The sequence below is a fragment of the Pseudomonas sp. TE3-3-F2023 genome (genome assembly GCF_036784815.1).
Lineage (GTDB): Bacteria > Pseudomonadota > Gammaproteobacteria > Pseudomonadales > Pseudomonadaceae > Aquipseudomonas > Aquipseudomonas pudica.
This window is the reverse complement of record NZ_CP145113.1, coordinates 4,467,618-4,485,078: the sequence shown is the minus strand read 5'-3', so window position 1 is coordinate 4,485,078 and position 17,461 is coordinate 4,467,618. Positions and strand designations below refer to the sequence as shown.

Below are 17,461 nucleotides of genomic sequence, written 5' to 3'. Positions count from 1 at the left end.
CATGCGCGCGATTCGCATGCTGTTGGTTTCTGCCCTGGCCGCGGCTTCTGTGTCGGCCACCGTATCGGCTTTTGCCGGTGAGCAAGACGTACAACGCCTGACCCAATTGCTGGAAAAGTCGCAGACCATCGAGGCCAACTTTTCCCAGCTGACGCTGGATGCCGGCGGCACCAGCCTGCAGGAAACCTCCGGCAAGATGACCGTCAAGCGCCCAGGCCTGTTCTACTGGCACACCGATGCGCCGCAGGAGCAGGTGGTGGTATCCGACGGCAAGAACGTCACCCTGTGGGATCCGGACCTGGAACAGGCCACCATCAAGAAGCTCGACCAGCGCCTGAACCAGACCCCGGCGCTGCTGCTGTCCGGTGACGTGTCGAAGATCAGCCAGAGCTTCGACATCAGCTCGAAGGAGCAGGGCGAAGTGATGGACTTCACCCTCAAGCCGAAGACCAAGGACACCCTGTTCGACTCGCTGCGCGTGTCGTTCCGCAAGGGCCTGATCAACGACATGCAGCTGATCGACAGCGTCGGCCAGCGCACCAACATCCTGTTCAATGGCGTGAAAGCCAACCAGGCGGTGCCGGACAGCAAGTTCAAGTTCGACATCCCCAAAGGTGCGGACGTCATCAAGGAGTAACCAGAGCTCGCCATGGACCTGTTTCGAAGCGAACCCGTCGCCCAGCCCCTGGCCGCTCGCCTGCGCCCGTCCAACCTGGACGAGTATGTCGGCCAGGAGCACCTGCTGGCGCGCGGCAAACCGCTGCGCGAGGCGCTGGAGCAGGGTGCGCTGCACTCGATGATCTTCTGGGGGCCGCCGGGGGTGGGCAAGACCACCCTCGCGCGGCTGCTGGCGCAGTTCTGCGATGCGCACTTCGAAACGGTATCGGCAGTACTGGCCGGGGTGAAGGAGATCCGCCAGGCGGTCGAGGTGGCCAAGCAGCAGGCTGGTCAGTACGGCCGCCGCACCATCCTGTTCGTCGACGAAGTGCACCGTTTCAACAAGTCGCAGCAGGATGCCTTCCTGCCCTATGTGGAAGACGGCACGCTGCTGTTCATTGGCGCCACTACCGAAAACCCGTCGTTCGAACTGAACAACGCATTGCTGTCGCGGGCGCGGGTTTATGTGCTCAAGAGCCTGGATGAGGCAGCGCTGCGCAAGCTGGTCAACCGCGCTCTGACAGAAGAACGCGGCCTGGGCAAGCGCAACCTGCGGGTTGGCGACGACGCCTTCAAGATGCTGATGGCCGCCGCCGACGGCGATGGCCGGCGCATGCTCAACTTCCTGGAAAACGCCTCGGACCTGGCTGAAGACGGCAGCGAGATCGACGTCGAGATGCTGCAGAGCCTGCTCGGCGACAGCCGCCGCCGCTTCGACAAGGGTGGCGAGGCGTTCTACGACCAGATTTCCGCGTTGCACAAGTCGGTGCGCGGCTCCAACCCCGATGGAGCCCTTTACTGGTTCGCGCGCATGCTCGATGGCGGTTGCGACCCGCTGTACATTGCCCGCCGCGTGGTGCGCATGGCCAGCGAAGACATCGGCAATGCCGACCCGCGCGCACTCAGCCTGTGCCTGGCGGCGTGGGATGTACAAGAGCGCCTGGGCAGCCCCGAGGGTGAACTGGCGGTGGCCCAGGCCATCACCTACCTTGCTTGTGCGCCGAAAAGCAACGCGGTGTACATGGGCTTCAAGACCGCCCTGCGCGAGGCCGCCGAGCATGGCTCGCTGGAAGTGCCGCTGCACCTGCGCAACGCCCCGACCAAATTGATGAAGCAACTGGGCTATGGCGACGAGTACCGCTATGCCCACGATGAACCCGACGCCTATGCCGCCGGCGAAGACTACTTCCCCGAGGAGCTCGAGCCGCGCCAGTACTATCAGCCGGTGCCCCGTGGCCTGGAACTGAAGATTGGCGAGAAGCTGCGCCACCTCGCCGACCTTGACCGCAACAGCCCCCGTCAGCGGAGAAAACCGTGATTGCACTGATTGCCGCTGTCAGCGCTGGTGGTATTGCCGGTACTTTGTTGCGCTTTGCTACCACCAACTGGGTGGCTGCCCACTGGTCACGACACTTCTATCTCGGTACGCTGGCGGTCAACCTGGTTGGCTGCCTGCTGATCGGCCTGCTCTATGGCCTGTTCCTGCACAAGCCGATCGTGCCGGTCGAGCTGCGCGCCGGGCTGATCGTCGGCTTCCTCGGTGGCCTGACGACTTTTTCCTCCTTTTCGCTGGATACCGTACGCCTGCTGGAGAGCGGGCAAGTGCCGCTGGCTCTGGGCTATACCGGTATCAGCGTGGTGGGCGGGCTGCTCGCGACCTGGGTCGGCCTGTCCCTGACCCGATTCTGAACCAACACCTACACATAACGAGAGAACGATATGCTCGATTCCAAACTGTTACGCGGCCAACTTCAGGAAGTGGCGGATCGCCTGGCCTCCCGTGGCTTCAGCCTGGATGTCGCGCGCATCGAATCACTGGAAGAGCGCCGCAAGGCGGTGCAGACCCGCACCGAGCAGCTGCAGGCCGAGCGTAACGCCCGTTCCAAGTCCATCGGCCAGGCCAAGGCCAAGGGCGAAGACATTGCGCCGCTGATGGCCGACGTCGAGCGCATGGCCAACGAACTGGCTGCCGGCAAGACTGAACTGGACGGCATCCAGGCTGAACTGGACGGTATCCTGCTGAACATTCCCAACCTGCCGGACGCCAGCGTGCCGGTCGGTGCCAGCGAAGACGACAACGTCGAAGTGCGCCGTTGGGGCACGCCAAAGGCTTTCGACTTCGAAATCAAGGACCACGTCGCCCTCGGCGAAGTCAGTGGCGGCCTGGACTTCGAAGCCGCCGCCAAGCTTTCTGGCGCGCGCTTTGCCGTGCTGCGTGGCCCGGTTGCCCGCCTGCACCGTGCCCTGGCGCAGTTCATGATCAACCTGCACACCGGCGAGCACGGTTACGAGGAGCACTACACCCCGTACCTGGTCCAGGCCCCGGCCTTGCAGGGCACCGGCCAACTGCCGAAGTTCGAGGAAGACCTGTTCAAGATCAGCCGTGAAGGCGAGGCCGACTTCTACCTGATCCCGACCGCCGAAGTTTCGCTGACCAACCTGGTGGCCGGTGAAATCCTCGACGCCAAGCAGCTGCCACTGAAGCTGGTTGCCCACACCCCCTGCTTCCGCAGCGAAGCCGGTGCTTCCGGTCGTGACACCCGCGGCATGATCCGCCAGCACCAGTTCGACAAGGTCGAGATGGTGCAGGTGGTCGAGCCGTCCAAGTCGATGGAAGCCCTGGAAGGCCTGACTGCCAACGCCGAGCGCGTGCTGCAGCTGCTGGAACTGCCATATCGCGTGCTGGCCCTGTGCACCGGCGACATGGGCTTTGGTGCTGTGAAGACCTACGACCTGGAAGTGTGGGTACCAAGCCAGGACAAGTACCGCGAAATCAGCTCGTGCTCCAACTGCGGCGACTTCCAGGCGCGCCGCATGCAGGCCCGCTGGCGCAATCCGGAAACCGGCAAGCCAGAGTTGGTGCACACCCTCAATGGCTCCGGCCTTGCCGTAGGCCGTACCCTGGTTGCCGTGCTGGAAAACTACCAGCAGGCCGACGGTTCGATCCGTGTGCCGGAAGTGCTGAAGCCTTACATGGGTGGCGTCGAGGTTATCCGCTAAATGGATTACCTGCCGCTGTTCCACAAGCTGCAGGGCGGCCGCGTGCTGGTCGTCGGCGGCGGTGAGATCGCCTTGCGCAAGGCGCGCCTGCTGGCCGATGCCGGCGCCGCGCTGCGCGTGGTTGCACCGGACGTCGACGGCCAGTTGGCCGCGTTGGCCCGGGAAGGTGGCGGCGAGGTGCTGGTGCGCGGCTATCAGGCAGCCGATCTGGTCGGTTGCCGGCTGGTGATCGCGGCCACCGACGACCCTGGGCTCAATGCCCAGGTGTCGGCGGATGCGCAGGCCCTGAGCCTGCCCGTCAACGTGGTGGATGCGCCGGCCCTGTGCACGGTGATCTTCCCGGCGATCGTCGATCGTTCGCCGTTGGTGGTTGCGGTGTCCAGTGGCGGTGATGCCCCGGTACTGGCGCGTTTGATTCGCGCCAAGCTGGAAGCCTGGATCCCGTCCGCCTATGGCGAGCTGGCCGGCCTGGCCGCGCGCTTCCGCGACAAGGTCAAGGCCTTGTACCCGGACGTCAACCAACGCCGAGGCTTCTGGGAAACCGTGTTCCAGGGGCCGATTGCCGAGCGCCAGCTGGCCGGGCAGGGCGCCGAGGCCGAGCGCCTGTTGCAGGCGATGGTCGACGGTGCGCCGGTGCAGCAAGGCGGTGAAGTGTACCTGGTGGGGGCGGGCCCGGGCGATCCGGACTTGCTGACCTTCCGTGCCTTGCGCCTGATGCAGCAGGCCGACGTGGTGCTGTACGATCGCCTGGTAGCACCGGCGATCATCGAGATGTGCCGCCGCGATGCCGAGCGTATCTACGTGGGCAAGCGTCGCGCCGATCATGCCGTGCCTCAGGACCAGATCAACCGACTGCTGGTCGATCTGGCCCAGCAGGGCAAGCGTGTGCTGCGCCTGAAGGGCGGCGACCCGTTCATCTTCGGCCGGGGCGGCGAAGAGATCGAAGAACTGGCCGAGCATGGCATCCCATTCCAGGTGGTGCCGGGCATTACTGCGGCCAGTGGGTGTTCCGCCTATGGTGGGATTCCGCTGACTCACCGCGACCATGCCCAGTCGGTGCGTTTCGTGACCGGGCACCTGAAGGACGGCACCAGCAACCTGCCTTGGCATGACCTGGTGGCGCCGGCGCAGACTCTGGTGTTCTACATGGGCTTGGTAGGCTTGCCGACCATCTGCGCCGAGCTGATTCGCCATGGCCGCGCGGCCAGTACCCCGGCAGCACTGGTGCAGCAGGGGACTACGCGAAATCAACGGGTGTTCACTGGCACACTGGCGGACTTGCCGGACCTGGTGGCCCAGCATGAAGTGCACGCGCCGACCCTGGTGATTGTCGGGGAAGTGGTGCAGTTGCGTGACAAGCTGGCGTGGTTCGAAGGCTCGCAGAACAGCTGAAATCGTGGGGGCCGCTTTGCGGCCCATTCGCAGCACAAGGCTGCTCCTACAGAAAAAGCTATCCGCTGTAGGAGCAGCCTTGTGCTGCGAATGGGCTGCAAAGCGGCCCCGACAATCTCAAGCCTGCCAGATCCCCTTGCCTGCCAACCGCTCCCGATCATGCGCCAGGTTGAAGTCCTGCAGTGGCCCCTTGGGCACGATTCCGTTCGGGTTGATGGTCTTGTGGCTCATGTAGTAGTGCTTCTGGATATGCTCCATGTCCACTGTACCCGCCACCCCTGGCCACTGATACAGCTCGCGCAGCCAGTTCGACAGGTTGTGGTAATCGCTCAGGCGCCGCAGGTTGCACTTGAAGTGCCCGTGGTACACCGCATCGAAGCGCACCAAGGTAGTGAACAGGCGCACATCGGCCTCGGTCAGGTATTCCCCGGCCAGGTAGCGATTGCGGCCGAGCAAGTCTTCCAGGTAGTCCAGTTCGTTGAACACTTCGTCAAATGCAGCCTCGTAGGCTTCCTGCGTAGTGGCAAAACCTGCGCGATACACGCCGTTGTTCACCGCAGGGTAGATGCGCTCGTTCAGCGCTTCGATGGTCGGGCGCAGCGGCTGTGGGTACAGGTCGAGCGTATTGCCGGTCAGCTCGTTGAACGCGCTGTTGAAGATGCGGATGATCTCCGACGACTCGTTGTTGACGATGCGTTTCTCTTTCTTGTCCCACAGTACCGGTACAGTTACGCGGCCGGTGTAGTGCGGGTCATCCTGGGTGTAGCGCTGGTGCAGGTACTGCAGCCCGTCGAGGTGGTCACCGCTGGAGCCTTGCTGCTGGTCGAAAGTCCAGCCATGGTCCTGCATCAGCCAGCTGACCACCGACACGTCGATCAGTGGCTCCAGGCCCTTGAGGGCACGGAAGATCAGGGTGCGATGTGCCCATGGGCAGGCCAGCGAGACGTACAGGTGGTAGCGGCCAGCTTCGGGAGCGGGTAGCTGATTGCGGCGTTGGGCGTTTTCGCGTTTGAACGTGCCGTCCTTGCCGTTTTCATACCACTGATCATGCCAGCGGCCGTCGATCAAAAGGCCCATGGTGAGCTCCTCGGAACAAAGTTGTTTGTCGTTGGAGCCCAGTCTAGGGGAAATCGTTCGAATAACTAGCGCAAAGAATGCCCCCTTAGTATCTAGTTATTCGATTGGTTCCGTGCGCTCCAGTAACCACGTGCGGTGGCGAAAGCCTGCTCACGGTCCTGGCCAAGGCCGCGCAGGGCCAAGGCCATGGTCGCGACCACGGCCATTTCACCGTAGCTGTCCTCGGCCTCGCCGCGCCAGACCACCAGCAATTGCTCGGGCTGCAGGCTTGGCGGCTTCACGTGGCGGCGTTCGCTAAGCGCTGGCCATTCCTCGTCCCAGGCTTCGCCGGCAGTGGTGCCGTACAGGTGGCTGATGACATCGGGGTTGACTTCGATCTCGCCGCCATCACCCTTGATCACCACGGCATGATCGCCTAGCAGGCGGCTGGCCTCGCGATGCACCGCCTGGTAACCGGGGTGGAAGATGCTCTGCAGGCCGCAACGCGCAGCCAGCGGGTTGAGGACCCGGGCCAGCGAATGGATGGGCGACCGCAGGCCCAGGGTGTTGCGCAGGTCGATCATGCGCTGCAACTGCGGCGCCCAGTCCTGCAGCGGGAAAAAGGCCAGGCGCTGCTGGTCCAGGGCCTGGCTGACGGCAGCCCAGTCACGGCACAGCGGGATGTCCAGCAAGGACAGCAACTGCTCGGTGTACAGGCGCCCGGCGGTGTGCGCACCGCCACCGTGCATCAGGATGCGCACGCCATTGTTGGCCAGGCATTTGGCAGCCAGCAGATACCAGGGCAGATGGCGTTTCTTGCCGGCGTAAGTGGGCCAGTCCAAGTCCACGGCGATACGCGGTGCCTGCAGTTGCGCGCGCAGGGCTTCGGTGAAGCCGGCCAGTTCTTCGGCGCTTTCTTCCTTGTGCCGCAGCAGCATGAGGAACGCACCGAGCTGGGTGTCTTCGACCTTGTCTTCCAGCAGCAGCGTCATGGCCACGCGGGCTTCGTCACGGGTCAGGCCGCGCGCGCCGCGCTTTCCTTTGCCAAGAATACGCACGAATTCGGCGAACGGATGTTCGGCTGGTGTTTCAAGGGTAAGCGGGCGAGGTGCTGTCATATGCAATTGGTCGGCTTGGGCAGGCCCGCCAGCTTGGCGGCCAGTTTGGCGGGAGTGCCGTTGAACAGGCGGTTGAGGTGCGGGCTGTTGCCCTTGTCCGGGCCCAGTTTGAGGGCCGTGTACTTGATCAGTGGGCGCGTGGCCGGGGACAGCTGGTATTCCTGGTAGAACTGGCGCAGCAGTTCGAGGATTTCCCAGTGGTCTGCCGTCAGCGGGATGCCCTCGCGTGCGGCCAGGGCCTCGGCGGCGGCATGGGACCAGTCTTGCAGGTCGACCAGGAAGCCGTCCTTGTCCAGGGCGATCGCCTGATCGCCAACGTTGAGGGTATTCATAGCCAGCTGTTGACCTTGTCGTAATGCAGCGACAGTTCGACGAACCCGGCGTAATCCACGGCCTTGGCCAGCTCGTTGCCGACCGCCCGGGCCTGCACGTCCTCTTCCAGGGCGAACAGGCGCTGGGCCAGGCCGGCGGCTTGCAGCTGGCGGTGCGGTTCGCTGCCGCTACGCAAGGCATATACCGCATCGCCACACAGCAGCAGGGCGTCGTCGGTGCCGAGCAGGCGCAGGCAGCTGACCAGGCGCTCGTCGCCAAACGGGGAGTGGGCAATAACATGCAGGGTCGTCATCAGAGCGTTACCACCTGGTCGAAACGGGAGATCAGCGCGGTCAGTGCCGCGTCGTCCAGCACTTGCACCGGCAGCGTCAGGTTGTCGGCTGCCAGGCCGCGGCGAGTGAGGCTGTGACTGCAGGCGAACAGTTCCTCGACACCGAACATTGGCAGCGCCTGCAAGTTGGCGGCCAGGTTCTTCTGTTGCACGGCGGTGGGCTGCTGGTCCGCAGCGAGCTGGAATACGCCGTCATCGAGGAACAGCATGCCCAGCGGCAGATCGAACGCGCCGCCAGCCAGGGCGATGTCCAGTGCCTCACGGGCCGATGGGCCGTTCCACGGCGCCTGGCGGCTGATGATCAACAAGGATTTGGCCATTTCAGTCGCCTCCGAAGCAGACAAGGCGATCGGCAAGTTGCGCCGCCTCGTGCAGTTGGCCAAGCCCCGACAGTTCCCAAGGCTTGGGCAGGTTCACGGCCTGGCGCTGGTAGCGGTTGGCCTCGGCCTCGTCGAGCACGCCACGGCGCAGGGCGGCGGCGATGCACACCACTGCGTCCAGCTGGTTGGCTGCAATGAAGGCGTGCCATTGGCCGGCGACGTCCAGCTCATCCTGGGGGGAGACCACGTTGGCAGAGGCACTGTGTACCCCGTCCTGGTAGAAGAACAGCCGGGCAATCTCATGCCCGCAGGCCAGTACCGCCTCGGCGTAGCGCAGGGCGCGGCGCGAGGAGGGCGCATGGGCCGGGGAGAACACCGCGATAGCGAATTTCATGGATAACTCATGCAAAAGGAATGGTGCCATGATAAAGCAAAAAAGCCCGCGCCCGCTTGTGCATGGCGGGGCGGGCTTTCTGTCCTGAACCAATATCCAGATCTGCGCGACCCCGTGTAGGAGCGGCCTTGCGTCGCGCGGGCTGCAAAGCAGCCCCATGGCCCTAACAGAAGGACGCTAGGCTCAAGCCTGTTCTTTGCTCTCCGGCAAGAACCAGTTCAACACCAGGGCACAGATACCCCCGGTAGCCACGCCCGACTCCAGCACATTGCGAATCGCCGCCGGCATGTGCGCCAGGAACTCCGGCACCTGTGCCACACCCAGGCCGAGGGCCAGGGATACAGCGATGATCAGCAGGGCACGACGGTCCAGGCGAGTGCTGGCCAGGATATTGATCCCCGAAGCCGCAACCGCACCGAACATGACCATGGCCGCACCACCCAGCACCGGTTCTGGCACCGCCTGGATCACCCCGGCAACGCTCGGGAACAGCCCCAGCAGCACCAGCATCACGGCAATCCACATACCGATATGGCGGCTGGCGATACCTGTCAGCTGAATCACGCCATTATTCTGGGCAAAGATCGAGCTCGGGAAGGTATTGAACAAACCGGCCAGCAGCGAGTTGGCTCCGTTGACCAGCACACCGCCCTTGATCCGCTGCATCCACACCGGCCCTTCGACCGGCTGGCGCGACACCTTGCTGGTAGCGGTGACATCGCCGATGGCTTCAAGCGAAGTTACCAGATAGATCACGAGCATCGGGATAAACAATGCCCAGGAGAAGCCCAGGCCGAAGTGCAGCGGCGTCGGCACCTGGAACAGCGCGGCTTCGTGCATGCCGGTGAAATCCAGACGGCCCAGGTAGCCGGCCAGCGCATAGCCGACCGCCAGGGCGATAACGATGGCGCAGCTGCGCATCCACACCACCGGGATGCGGTTTAGGATGACGATGATCGCCAGCACCACGCCCGACAGCAGCAGGTTCTCGCCATTGGCGAAGGTGCCATTGGCCATGGCGCCGAAGCCACCCCCCATACTGATCAGGCCGACCTTGATCAGAGTCAGGCCGATCATCAACACCACGATGCCGGTTACCAGCGGGGTGATCAGGCGTTTGACGAAGGGCAGGATGCGCGACACGCCCATCTCGACGAACGAGCCGGCGATTACCACGCCAAATATGGCTGCCATGACGCCTTCCACCGGCGTACCTTGCTTGACCATCAGCGCTCCGCCGGCAATCAGCGGGCCGACGAAGTTGAAGCTGGTGCCCTGGACGATCAGCAGCCCGGCACCGAACGGCCCGAAGCGTTTGCACTGGACGAAGGTGGCGATACCCGAAATGACCAGCGACATGGAGACGATCAGATTGGTATCCCGTGCGGAAACACCCAGTGCCTGGCAAATCAGCAGGCCAGGGGTGACGATCGGGACGATGATTGCCAGCAGATGTTGCAGTGCTGCCAGCAGGCCGATCAACAGCCGTGGCTTGTCCTCCAGACCAAGCACCAGTTCATTGGCAGGCGCCGCCGCGCCTGGGCTGTGTTCGTGTGAGCTCATTGCGAAAAGCTGCCCCGGACTAAAAAAGGAGCGCATTCTACGGGGTGATGGCGGATTGGGGTAGAGAAAAGCACGATGGCGGCATGATCGACGACCATTCGCCTTATTATTTGACCTTATGGTCAGTTATTGGGTGCTATCTGCCAATAAACCATCTGTGGGAGCGGGCATGCCCGCGAAGAATGCGACGCGGTGCATGGCACCGGCTTCGCCGGTGTTCGCGGGCTTGCCCGCTCCCACAAAAAAGCCCGCCGAAGCGGGCTTTCTCACGCAGCAATCAATCAGTCAGTCATCACGACCCATGATGCCAAACAGCTGCAGCAGGCTGACAAACAGATTGTAGATCGACACATACAGGCTGATGGTCGCCATGATGTAGTTACGCTCGCCGCCATGAATGATCGCGCTGGTCTGGAACAGGATGCAGACCGACGAGAACAGTACGAAGCCAGCGCTGATCGCCAGTTGCAGGCCGCTGATCTGGAAGAAGAAGCTGGCCACGACAGCACCCAGCAGGACAAAGAAGCCCGCAGTGATGAAGCCGCTGAGGAAGCTCATGTCCTTGCGGGTAATCAGCACATAAGCCGACAGGCCGCCGAACACTAGGGCAGTCATGGCAAATGCCGAGCTGACCACCTCGGCGCCACCGGCCATGCCCAGGTAGCGGTTCAGGATAGGGCCGAGGATAAAGCCCATGAAGCCGGTGAGAGCGAAGGTGGATACCAGGCCCCAGACCGAATCACGCAGTTTGTTGGTAAGGAAGAACAGCCCGTAGAAGCCGATCAATACCACGAACACGTTCGGGTAGCCGACGCGCATCTGCTGGGCCACGAAGGCCATGACACCGCTGAAGGCGAGGGTGAGCGCCAGCAGGCTGTACGTGTTGCGCAGGACCTTGCTGATCTCCTGCTGCTCGACCTGCTGGCCGTGGTGTACGGCGTAATCCTGTTCGCGCATGGCGACACTCCTTGGTAAACCTGTGGTTTCAAACGTTCAGATGCTAGGAGTCTATCAGAGCTCCCGCAACCCGCGACACAGAGAGTTTGACAGCTTGTTTCATTACGGTATTATGGCGGCCGCAAAACGAGCTGGAAGCGTGGCCGAGTGGTTTAAGGCAACGGTCTTGAAAACCGTCGATGGGCAACTATCCTAGAGTTCTTATCTAAGGTTCCTTCCAGTTGCAGCTTGTTGTATCGCGTCATCGGAACAAACGGGGAATTGGCAGAGTGGTTGAATGCACCGGTCTTGAAAACCGGCGAACGTTAATCGCGTTTCCAGGGTTCGAATCCCTGGTTCCCCGCCGCGAATTCAGTAAAATCAAGGGTTTAGATGAAAATCTAGACCCTTTTTTTGTGCGTTTTGCTTTTGAAAAACGCCCATTTTTCTATCAAATCCGTGCCTGATCACCCTCCGCTTAAAGGTGCAATCATCCAGTTGCACGTTGTTGCGTTCTATTGCATCTTGCGCATGTCCTTTGACCTCTCGGATGCCATGGAGCCAGGGTATTGGTCGGTTATGTTGAGTGACTAAAACGCTCAGCGCTGGTCGACGTCCCCAACAAAAAGCAAGCGTGATTCGGCCCTATGCGTTGCCTTGGTGAGGGAGGGGCGTGAGTTAAGGTCTACCCCTCAACCTTGAGATTGCACCAGCCTGAGGCGGTCGGAGCTGTTGCAGTCCGGCAGGATGCTTTCAGCTTTACCTCGCTGTGGGTTATGTCGCTCCTAGGAGGAGAGGCCAAAGGGTTGATCCAGTTTTGGCTGAAAGATCCCAGGCGAAATCCTGGAGAAGTCCAGCCTTCCCTCGAATCCGCTGCAAGTGGCTCACACTCGCCCAGCTGGCCTGCAGTGGTCTATTGAAAGGCTTGTGTCCGTTCGCAAAACCCTCCCAGCCGTCTAATCCACCCCAAAGGCCACCTTACCTGCGTGACTGGTACTCGTACTGGTGGCTGGCGTGGTTAATCCATCAGTCCCAATCAAATGAATTGCGTCAGGCTTCCTTTGTTGGCAAGCGATGCTAGGGGGATGCGTTGTCCCAATAACCGGTCAATCTCCATCACCTCACAGCTAAAGATTAATAATTATCATTATATTTTTAGGCAGCAGAATCCTGTTGCCTGCACGGCTATCTGCTCTCAGTCCCGTAGACAACGTTTTTATGCGGTTTCTGGAAAATGCGTATCCCTCCAGTATCCGTCCTTTCTCGTGATTAAAAAGCGGTAAAGAACGCGTATTAAAAACGATATACTTTTGGCATACCCTAAGTTGCAATTAAATAATTGCATCTTGTTGATTTGTGAAAATTCCTGTGGAAGGATGCGCCGAAATTCGGAGCGATACGGTGCCGAATTATCTCCATAGGTGATAATCAGTTTATGAAACACGTTGAGCTATATGAGACCGTGCGCAATGGAACTCCTACGTTTAGGATTCTCTCGCCGGACTCAATGTTGTGTGAGTTTTTTGATAGCTGGGCATATCAGCTGGCAAAAGCGAAAAAATGGTTGACCGTTAAGGCGTACTGCTATGCGGTTGCGGAAAAACTTAATTACATCCATCAAGTTGGTTTAAATAATGGTGGCCTGACGCCGTTGTTGCTTAATGAGGCACTGGATTGCTACGAAAGCTACTTGGTGTTTGGGGGTGATAGCGATTCTGAAATTGCACGGGATGCAGCAAGGGTTCTCGGGTCTCGTAATTTGAGCGGGTCTTCGGTTGCTGTGAGTTTGGCCGGCTGTAATAACTTCATTGCATCAAGCGAGGCGATGCGAGATGGATTGTTGCAAATGCAGGAGAGTGGATACATTACAGGTGTGGCACTTTCTATGGTGCCGCTTACTGTAGCGAAGTATGCCGATGCGCCTAGAAATATTAGCGCCGCTATTAAGGCGAATAGCTGGTTTGCAGGCTGTTTGGCCGGAGGTGCTAAAAAGATAAAAAGACAAAGGCTTGCGGCAACATCAAAGCCACAATTGATGGCGCGCACTGACGAATTCGGAGGTGACCAGACTGCGTTCCCTATCGACAAATGTGTCGAGTTGATCGAAAGCGCAGAGTGCTTGCGGGATAAAGTGCTTTGGTCTTTCCTAGCTGCAGCAGGGTGTCGAATTTCTGAAGCGCTGACCATCATCATGGATGATATTGTGGTGAACCCAGAAAGCCCACAGAACAATCGGGTTCACATTGTCGATCCCGACACTCGGCGAGAAATTCTGATCAAGTACATCCCTGAGGCAAAGCTGAACAAGCTTGAGCACAAAGGGCGAGACAAACCAGATACTTTCCTGATTGAACCGTTTGCATCCATTTTTTGGGCAAATCTTGGCCTTTATCATGAAGAAGAGATTGCAAAGGAAAAGGCGAGGCATAGACCTGTCGTCCATCCCTTTTTGTTCCGCAATATGCGCGACGGCGGAGCAATGCCGTCATCCTACCAGGCAGTGTGGGAGCGTTTTAATAAAGCAGCATTCAATTTGACGGGTACTAGCTACGGGTTTCACTCACTTCGTCATATGTATGCTTACTACTTGGTAAATCACTGCCCAAACCCGAGAGATCCAAATCGGTTTGGACTTGACTTGAAAATGGTACAGCTTTTGATGGGCCATAAGTCGATCAAGTCCACAGAGCGTTACGCCCGGAAGGATGCAAAGATGCTTGAGGCGACTTTTGCTGCTATGAACATGATTCGTATGTCGGCTTCAAATTTCAGTGTTGTAAAAGTACAGCTTCAGCACTTTGAAAATGAGGTTGAGCAAATCAAAAAGCATCTTGAAGGGGGCGCCCAGTGATGATCAACCTCAGTAAGAATAAGGCAGTCTGGTTGGTGCCTGAAGGCGAAGTGATCGCAGCGTTCAAGAAGGCAGTCTCTTTTGTTCGACAGATATATCGGAGATCTTTGGGAAGTAGGGGTGGTTCAACAGAGAAAATTGATAGTCTATTCAATAGTCATGGTCTTGATTTTAGTCATTGGGAGTTGGCTCATGTTGAACGGTTGCTTGAGTCGACATATCGTGGGTCAACTACCCGGATTGGGGATATTGATCGCTCATATCATGCGTTGCCGGAGAGTTATGATGCGTCATTGTCTCAATTCATTCGTATGGTCTTCGTCACCTTGTGGGCGCGCAAGGTTTTCATTGCTCCATTGTCTATGCAGACGATTAATCATCAGGTAGAAATTTTCGACGACCTATGCCGTAATCTTGATGTCGAGTGCCTTACTATCATTCGTGGTGTTCATCCTGATTCGGAAATCGAGAGCATTTTCAAACGTGGTGAGTTTAACGACGGAAGCAGTCGAGTAAGCTTTTGGTTGAGACTTTTGCTGAGTACCGACTTCTATACCGTTGATGACATTACTGAGGAAGGTTGTAAGGTGCTCTTTGATGGCGCTAATGGTTCGGGTACGTTGCCGCTTCGAAGATATTATGTAAATGATTTTTTGTTGACTATCACCCACCCCCGCCCATCTAGTAAAAAAATGGTAGAAGATATCATTAGCGGGTATCAGGTCGTTAAGCGAGAGAGTCGGTCTGAGAGGGTGTACAAAGGGCGCAGAATCGGGACGAAGAAAAAGCACATTAAAAGCCCTGCGCAACAGGCTCATGAGGCGGCGCTTGGAATGGCTCGCTCTCTGGCCAATGGTGAGCTTGAATTCAATTTCGAAGTGATGTTCAAGACACATTTTCCTACGCACCGTATCAAGGGGCTATTCAGCTTGGGTGAGGAAAATGATCGACTGCCTTTCATCGAGGAGTCGCATCCTAAAGTGAAGAATTTTGCCATTTATATAAATCAGGTGTTTGGCTCATTTATGAAGTCAAAGCGCCTGCAGCGCTCAAGTGGTTATGGGTTCTTGAGAAACCTATTTATGAGCTATCTCACGGCTTATTTGCCGAACTTTTACATGCGACGGGATGGCTCGCTTGAGAACTATCCGGGAACTCTCAATGAGTTTAACTGTAGCTTGTACTTTACTCATGAGTCGGTTTTTTTGGATGGTGTGATCAAGTTTGAAAGGGAGCCACCGAGGACTTTTTTGGGGTACATGGAAGAGTTCGCCAGTGCGCACGGTTGGGTTAACGAAACGCATTATGCGCGAGTGTTGGTGGTTGATCATTTTTGTCAGTACATTGAAAGTAATAAGCTTGTGCTGCCGGATGCGGATAAGTTCAAATGCAATTTTACTAATGCTTGCTATCCAGCTATTGAAAAGAAGTCGGGTACGAAAAAAAGGCCGATCCCAAGGCCTTATTTTGCAACATTCTTGAGTATGTTATACAGTCTAGAGTACCTGATGGATCACATCAATAAAATGCCATTCTATGAAGGTCAGCTTGAAGAAGATGTAAACTACGGTGTCCTGAATGGTCAGCTTTGCCAGCCCAGTCTGACAGACTTGTTGAACAGCCACGCCTGGGCTGGGCTTTTTTCAAAGGAAGTGCGGGGGTTTGGGGAGGTGAACCAATCACTGCTTAACTACACGCCAATTTTCTACCATGAGGGGAAAATTCATCGGTTTGAGGTGCTTCCTAGATTTTATAAAATTGTTGATTTTGAGTTTATGGGTAATGTGGTTCAACGCATTTCGCCAAACTCAGTTCGCTTGACCATCCTAATGTGTGAAACAGGGCTTCGCCAACAACACCTGATCTGGCTTAATAAAGAAAAGTATGACTGCGTGTTGGATAGGTACTGGAAAAGTCCGCTGGCGCCTCTTTTTGTTAGCTCGGATAAATCGCATGGGGAGTGGACGGCGATTGTTTCGCGCCATGTGATCGATGTTTTGGATCGACAAAGGGCCTGGTATGACTCCTGCAGCTCTGAGTCTTACAACGAGGATCTCTGGTATGGACTCACCAAAGGCTCAAAATTTGGTCAGTTCAAGCCGCTCTTCAGAGAAATGGGAGTTGGTGATAGCCAGTGGGCTAATTATCGACATTATCCTGTTTACCTACTGATGCTCCAACATTTCATCAGAGAGGTCATGCAAGACGATACTGGTGATGACATCGTGTTTCTGAAGGGGGAAGACGGTAAGCGTGACCCGGTTAAGGGCTATGATCATGCCTATCTGAGCACACTTTCTGCCGATAGCTTCACCAGTCCTCATACCCCGCACGGATTGAGGGCTGGGTTTGTGTCCGAAGCTATGCGTTTTCTGCCGCCATCGTTGATCGGGCAGTTCATGACAGGCCAGACTGAAGAGCTGGTTTGGTACTACACCTTGTTTGACGGCGAGAACATGCCAGATCATCAAAAGCTGCTGGCTGATTACATGTTGAAGAATATGGATAAGCTGAGCGGCGGCGAGGCTCCAGAGCTAGCAGAGGCTGCATTGCGGCTGAATGCAAGGCTGGGAGCAAGCATTCATAAAGACCCTGTGAAAGCTATTGATATGCATGGCCTGATTAGCTTGACGGGGGTCAGGGAAGGTCAGAGCGGCTTAGAGGTATTGCGTGCCAAGCGGTACACCAAGCTAGCCTATAACTTGTGCCATATCTGCCCGTTCGATAACCATTGCCCTGAAGAAGTGGTAAAACAACTCGGAGTAGGTCGACCTTGCGCGCTTTGTCCATACGCCATCCGTGGGGTAGACCATCTGCCAGCTATCTGCGCAGAGAAAGATAAATCTAAGGAGATTATGAAGGAAATCCTGGATAAATTACGCGAGTACCGGGCGCTGAAAGCTTCCGCACGCAATCCTCAGGCTCTTGAAAACCTGAACATGGAATATGATCATCATGCTAGAGAGGCGTATGCTCTCGAGGCGATTGAACAGCAGCTTTATCTCATGGCCAAACGCGGTGAATACAAAAGTTATTTTATTCCTGAGAAGGAGGGGGTCGTTGCGCACCTTGAGAGGGTTAATGTTTCGGGGGCTGAACACATTCTGAAGCGTTTAGTTGATGTCCAAAACTTCCCAGATGCGACAAGTGAGAGCCTGAACAAAAAATTTGCCTATATGCGTATGGCTATGCTGGTGCAGCAGGGTAAGTTTGATGAGCTTCTCCGCGTTGATCCAAGGCCGCCGTGCCATCAACTAACCTCTCAAATCTCCAGTATGATGACTGCCGGGGTGCTTGATGTGCGGGATGTGATTAAGATCGGCCATACAGTTGCTAAGCCGTCAGTGGAAGCTAAGCCTGTTCGTTTGATCGCTTCAACTCTGGGTGTTGCTGAAGTTGAAGACTGATGGCTGTGGCTTTGAACGCAAGACTGGACTGACCTGGTAACACGCTCGCCCCACTACTATATATTTCTGTAACGGGGCTCGCTATATCAGCATTATTTTGGTT

15 protein-coding genes and 2 tRNA genes are annotated in these 17,461 nt (G+C 57.6%); 9 read left to right on the top strand and 8 right to left on the bottom strand.

Annotation, left to right across the window (positions count from 1 at the left end; all coding sequences use genetic code 11):
* Position 1: 1 nt before the first annotated feature.
* Genes lolA through cysG form a run of 5 tightly spaced genes read left to right on the top strand, consistent with a single transcriptional unit; the run spans position 2 to position 5,049 of the window.
* Complete coding sequence (gene lolA / locus V3314_RS20775) at positions 2–637, top strand: outer membrane lipoprotein chaperone LolA (RefSeq protein WP_003258873.1); 636 nt, start codon at positions 2–4, stop codon at positions 635–637.
* Between the two features lie 12 nt (positions 638–649).
* A complete protein-coding gene (locus V3314_RS20770; protein ID WP_013973284.1) occupies positions 650–1,975 on the top strand; it encodes a replication-associated recombination protein A in 1,326 nt (441 codons plus the stop codon).
* Positions 1,972–2,346: a fluoride efflux transporter CrcB gene (gene crcB / locus V3314_RS20765; protein ID WP_046614855.1), complete on the top strand. Its 375-nt coding sequence runs from the start codon at positions 1,972–1,974 to the stop codon at positions 2,344–2,346. The genes V3314_RS20770 and crcB overlap by 4 nt, the downstream gene beginning before the upstream one ends.
* 30 nt (positions 2,347–2,376) lie before the next feature.
* Positions 2,377–3,657 (top strand): serine--tRNA ligase, encoded by a 1,281-nt coding sequence (serS, locus tag V3314_RS20760; protein WP_196182740.1) that lies wholly within the window; start codon positions 2,377–2,379, stop codon positions 3,655–3,657.
* Positions 3,658–5,049 (top strand): siroheme synthase CysG, encoded by a 1,392-nt coding sequence (gene cysG, locus V3314_RS20755; RefSeq protein ID WP_085599361.1) that lies wholly within the window; start codon positions 3,658–3,660, stop codon positions 5,047–5,049.
* A 117-nt stretch (positions 5,050–5,166) separates the two neighbouring features.
* Here cysG and V3314_RS20750 read toward each other — a convergent pair whose 3' ends face one another.
* The 8 genes from V3314_RS20750 to V3314_RS20715 all read right to left on the bottom strand — a co-directional run bounded on the left by V3314_RS20750 (position 5,167) and on the right by V3314_RS20715 (position 11,121).
* Positions 5,167–6,126 carry a glutathione S-transferase family protein gene (locus tag V3314_RS20750; protein WP_338459582.1) on the bottom strand — a complete coding sequence of 320 codons (960 nt, stop codon included), beginning with the start codon at positions 6,124–6,126 and terminating at the stop codon, positions 5,167–5,169.
* A 92-nt stretch (positions 6,127–6,218) separates the two neighbouring features.
* Complete coding sequence (locus V3314_RS20745) at positions 6,219–7,223, bottom strand: glycosyl transferase family protein (RefSeq protein ID WP_046614858.1); 1,005 nt, start codon at positions 7,221–7,223, stop codon at positions 6,219–6,221.
* Entirely contained in the window at positions 7,220–7,555 is a 336-nt protein-coding gene (locus V3314_RS20740) for a TusE/DsrC/DsvC family sulfur relay protein (protein WP_025339766.1), read from the bottom strand. Before V3314_RS20740 ends, V3314_RS20745 begins: the two co-directional genes overlap by 4 nt.
* The gene (tusB, locus tag V3314_RS20735; protein WP_108481325.1) at positions 7,552–7,848 is read right to left on the bottom strand and encodes a sulfurtransferase complex subunit TusB; all 297 of its coding nucleotides are present in this window, start codon (positions 7,846–7,848) and stop codon (positions 7,552–7,554) included. The genes V3314_RS20740 and tusB overlap by 4 nt, the downstream gene beginning before the upstream one ends.
* Positions 7,848–8,207, bottom strand: coding sequence for a sulfurtransferase complex subunit TusC (gene tusC / locus V3314_RS20730; RefSeq protein WP_085599353.1), 360 nt, complete (start codon positions 8,205–8,207; stop codon positions 7,848–7,850). Before tusC ends, tusB begins: the two co-directional genes overlap by 1 nt.
* Before the next feature lies 1 nt (position 8,208).
* A complete protein-coding gene (gene tusD, locus V3314_RS20725) occupies positions 8,209–8,601 on the bottom strand; it encodes a sulfurtransferase complex subunit TusD (protein ID WP_338459581.1) in 393 nt (130 codons plus the stop codon).
* Between the two features lie 183 nt (positions 8,602–8,784).
* Positions 8,785–10,164, bottom strand: coding sequence for a uracil-xanthine permease family protein (locus V3314_RS20720; RefSeq protein WP_013973275.1), 1,380 nt, complete (start codon positions 10,162–10,164; stop codon positions 8,785–8,787).
* 285 nt (positions 10,165–10,449) lie between these two features.
* Positions 10,450–11,121 carry a Bax inhibitor-1/YccA family protein gene (locus V3314_RS20715; RefSeq protein WP_046614862.1) on the bottom strand — a complete coding sequence of 224 codons (672 nt, stop codon included), beginning with the start codon at positions 11,119–11,121 and terminating at the stop codon, positions 10,450–10,452.
* Between the two features lie 133 nt (positions 11,122–11,254).
* On the opposite strand from V3314_RS20715, the gene V3314_RS20710 reads away from it, so the two are divergent.
* The 4 genes from V3314_RS20710 to V3314_RS20695 all read left to right on the top strand — a co-directional run bounded on the left by V3314_RS20710 (position 11,255) and on the right by V3314_RS20695 (position 17,358).
* A tRNA-Ser gene (locus tag V3314_RS20710) sits at positions 11,255–11,341 on the top strand.
* 35 nt (positions 11,342–11,376) lie between these two features.
* Positions 11,377–11,464, top strand: a tRNA-Ser gene (locus V3314_RS20705).
* Positions 11,465–12,535: 1,071 nt separating this feature from the next.
* On the top strand, positions 12,536–13,951 hold the full coding sequence (locus V3314_RS20700; protein ID WP_064491921.1) for a site-specific integrase: 1,416 nt from the start codon (positions 12,536–12,538) through the stop codon (positions 13,949–13,951).
* The gene (locus V3314_RS20695; protein ID WP_338459580.1) at positions 13,951–17,358 is read left to right on the top strand and encodes a hypothetical protein; all 3,408 of its coding nucleotides are present in this window, start codon (positions 13,951–13,953) and stop codon (positions 17,356–17,358) included. The genes V3314_RS20700 and V3314_RS20695 overlap by 1 nt, the downstream gene beginning before the upstream one ends.
* Positions 17,359–17,461: the final 103 nt, after the last annotated feature.

Coding starts and splice junctions, on each gene's coding strand:
- V3314_RS20745 (WP_046614858.1), bottom strand. CDS start 7,223: ATGACAGCACCTCGCCCGCTTACCCTTGAAACACCAGCCGAACATCCG.
- V3314_RS20695 (WP_338459580.1), top strand. CDS start 13,951: ATGATCAACCTCAGTAAGAATAAGGCAGTCTGGTTGGTGCCTGAAGGC.
- V3314_RS20750 (WP_338459582.1), bottom strand. CDS start 6,126: ATGGGCCTTTTGATCGACGGCCGCTGGCATGATCAGTGGTATGAAAAC.
- serS (WP_196182740.1), top strand. CDS start 2,377: ATGCTCGATTCCAAACTGTTACGCGGCCAACTTCAGGAAGTGGCGGAT.
- tusD (WP_338459581.1), bottom strand. CDS start 8,601: ATGAAATTCGCTATCGCGGTGTTCTCCCCGGCCCATGCGCCCTCCTCG.
- V3314_RS20720 (WP_013973275.1), bottom strand. CDS start 10,164: ATGAGCTCACACGAACACAGCCCAGGCGCGGCGGCGCCTGCCAATGAA.
- tusB (WP_108481325.1), bottom strand. CDS start 7,848: ATGACGACCCTGCATGTTATTGCCCACTCCCCGTTTGGCGACGAGCGC.
- lolA (WP_003258873.1), top strand. CDS start 2: ATGCGCGCGATTCGCATGCTGTTGGTTTCTGCCCTGGCCGCGGCTTCT.
- tusC (WP_085599353.1), bottom strand. CDS start 8,207: ATGGCCAAATCCTTGTTGATCATCAGCCGCCAGGCGCCGTGGAACGGC.
- cysG (WP_085599361.1), top strand. CDS start 3,658: ATGGATTACCTGCCGCTGTTCCACAAGCTGCAGGGCGGCCGCGTGCTG.
- V3314_RS20740 (WP_025339766.1), bottom strand. CDS start 7,555: ATGAATACCCTCAACGTTGGCGATCAGGCGATCGCCCTGGACAAGGAC.
- V3314_RS20715 (WP_046614862.1), bottom strand. CDS start 11,121: ATGCGCGAACAGGATTACGCCGTACACCACGGCCAGCAGGTCGAGCAG.
- V3314_RS20770 (WP_013973284.1), top strand. CDS start 650: ATGGACCTGTTTCGAAGCGAACCCGTCGCCCAGCCCCTGGCCGCTCGC.
- V3314_RS20700 (WP_064491921.1), top strand. CDS start 12,536: ATGAAACACGTTGAGCTATATGAGACCGTGCGCAATGGAACTCCTACG.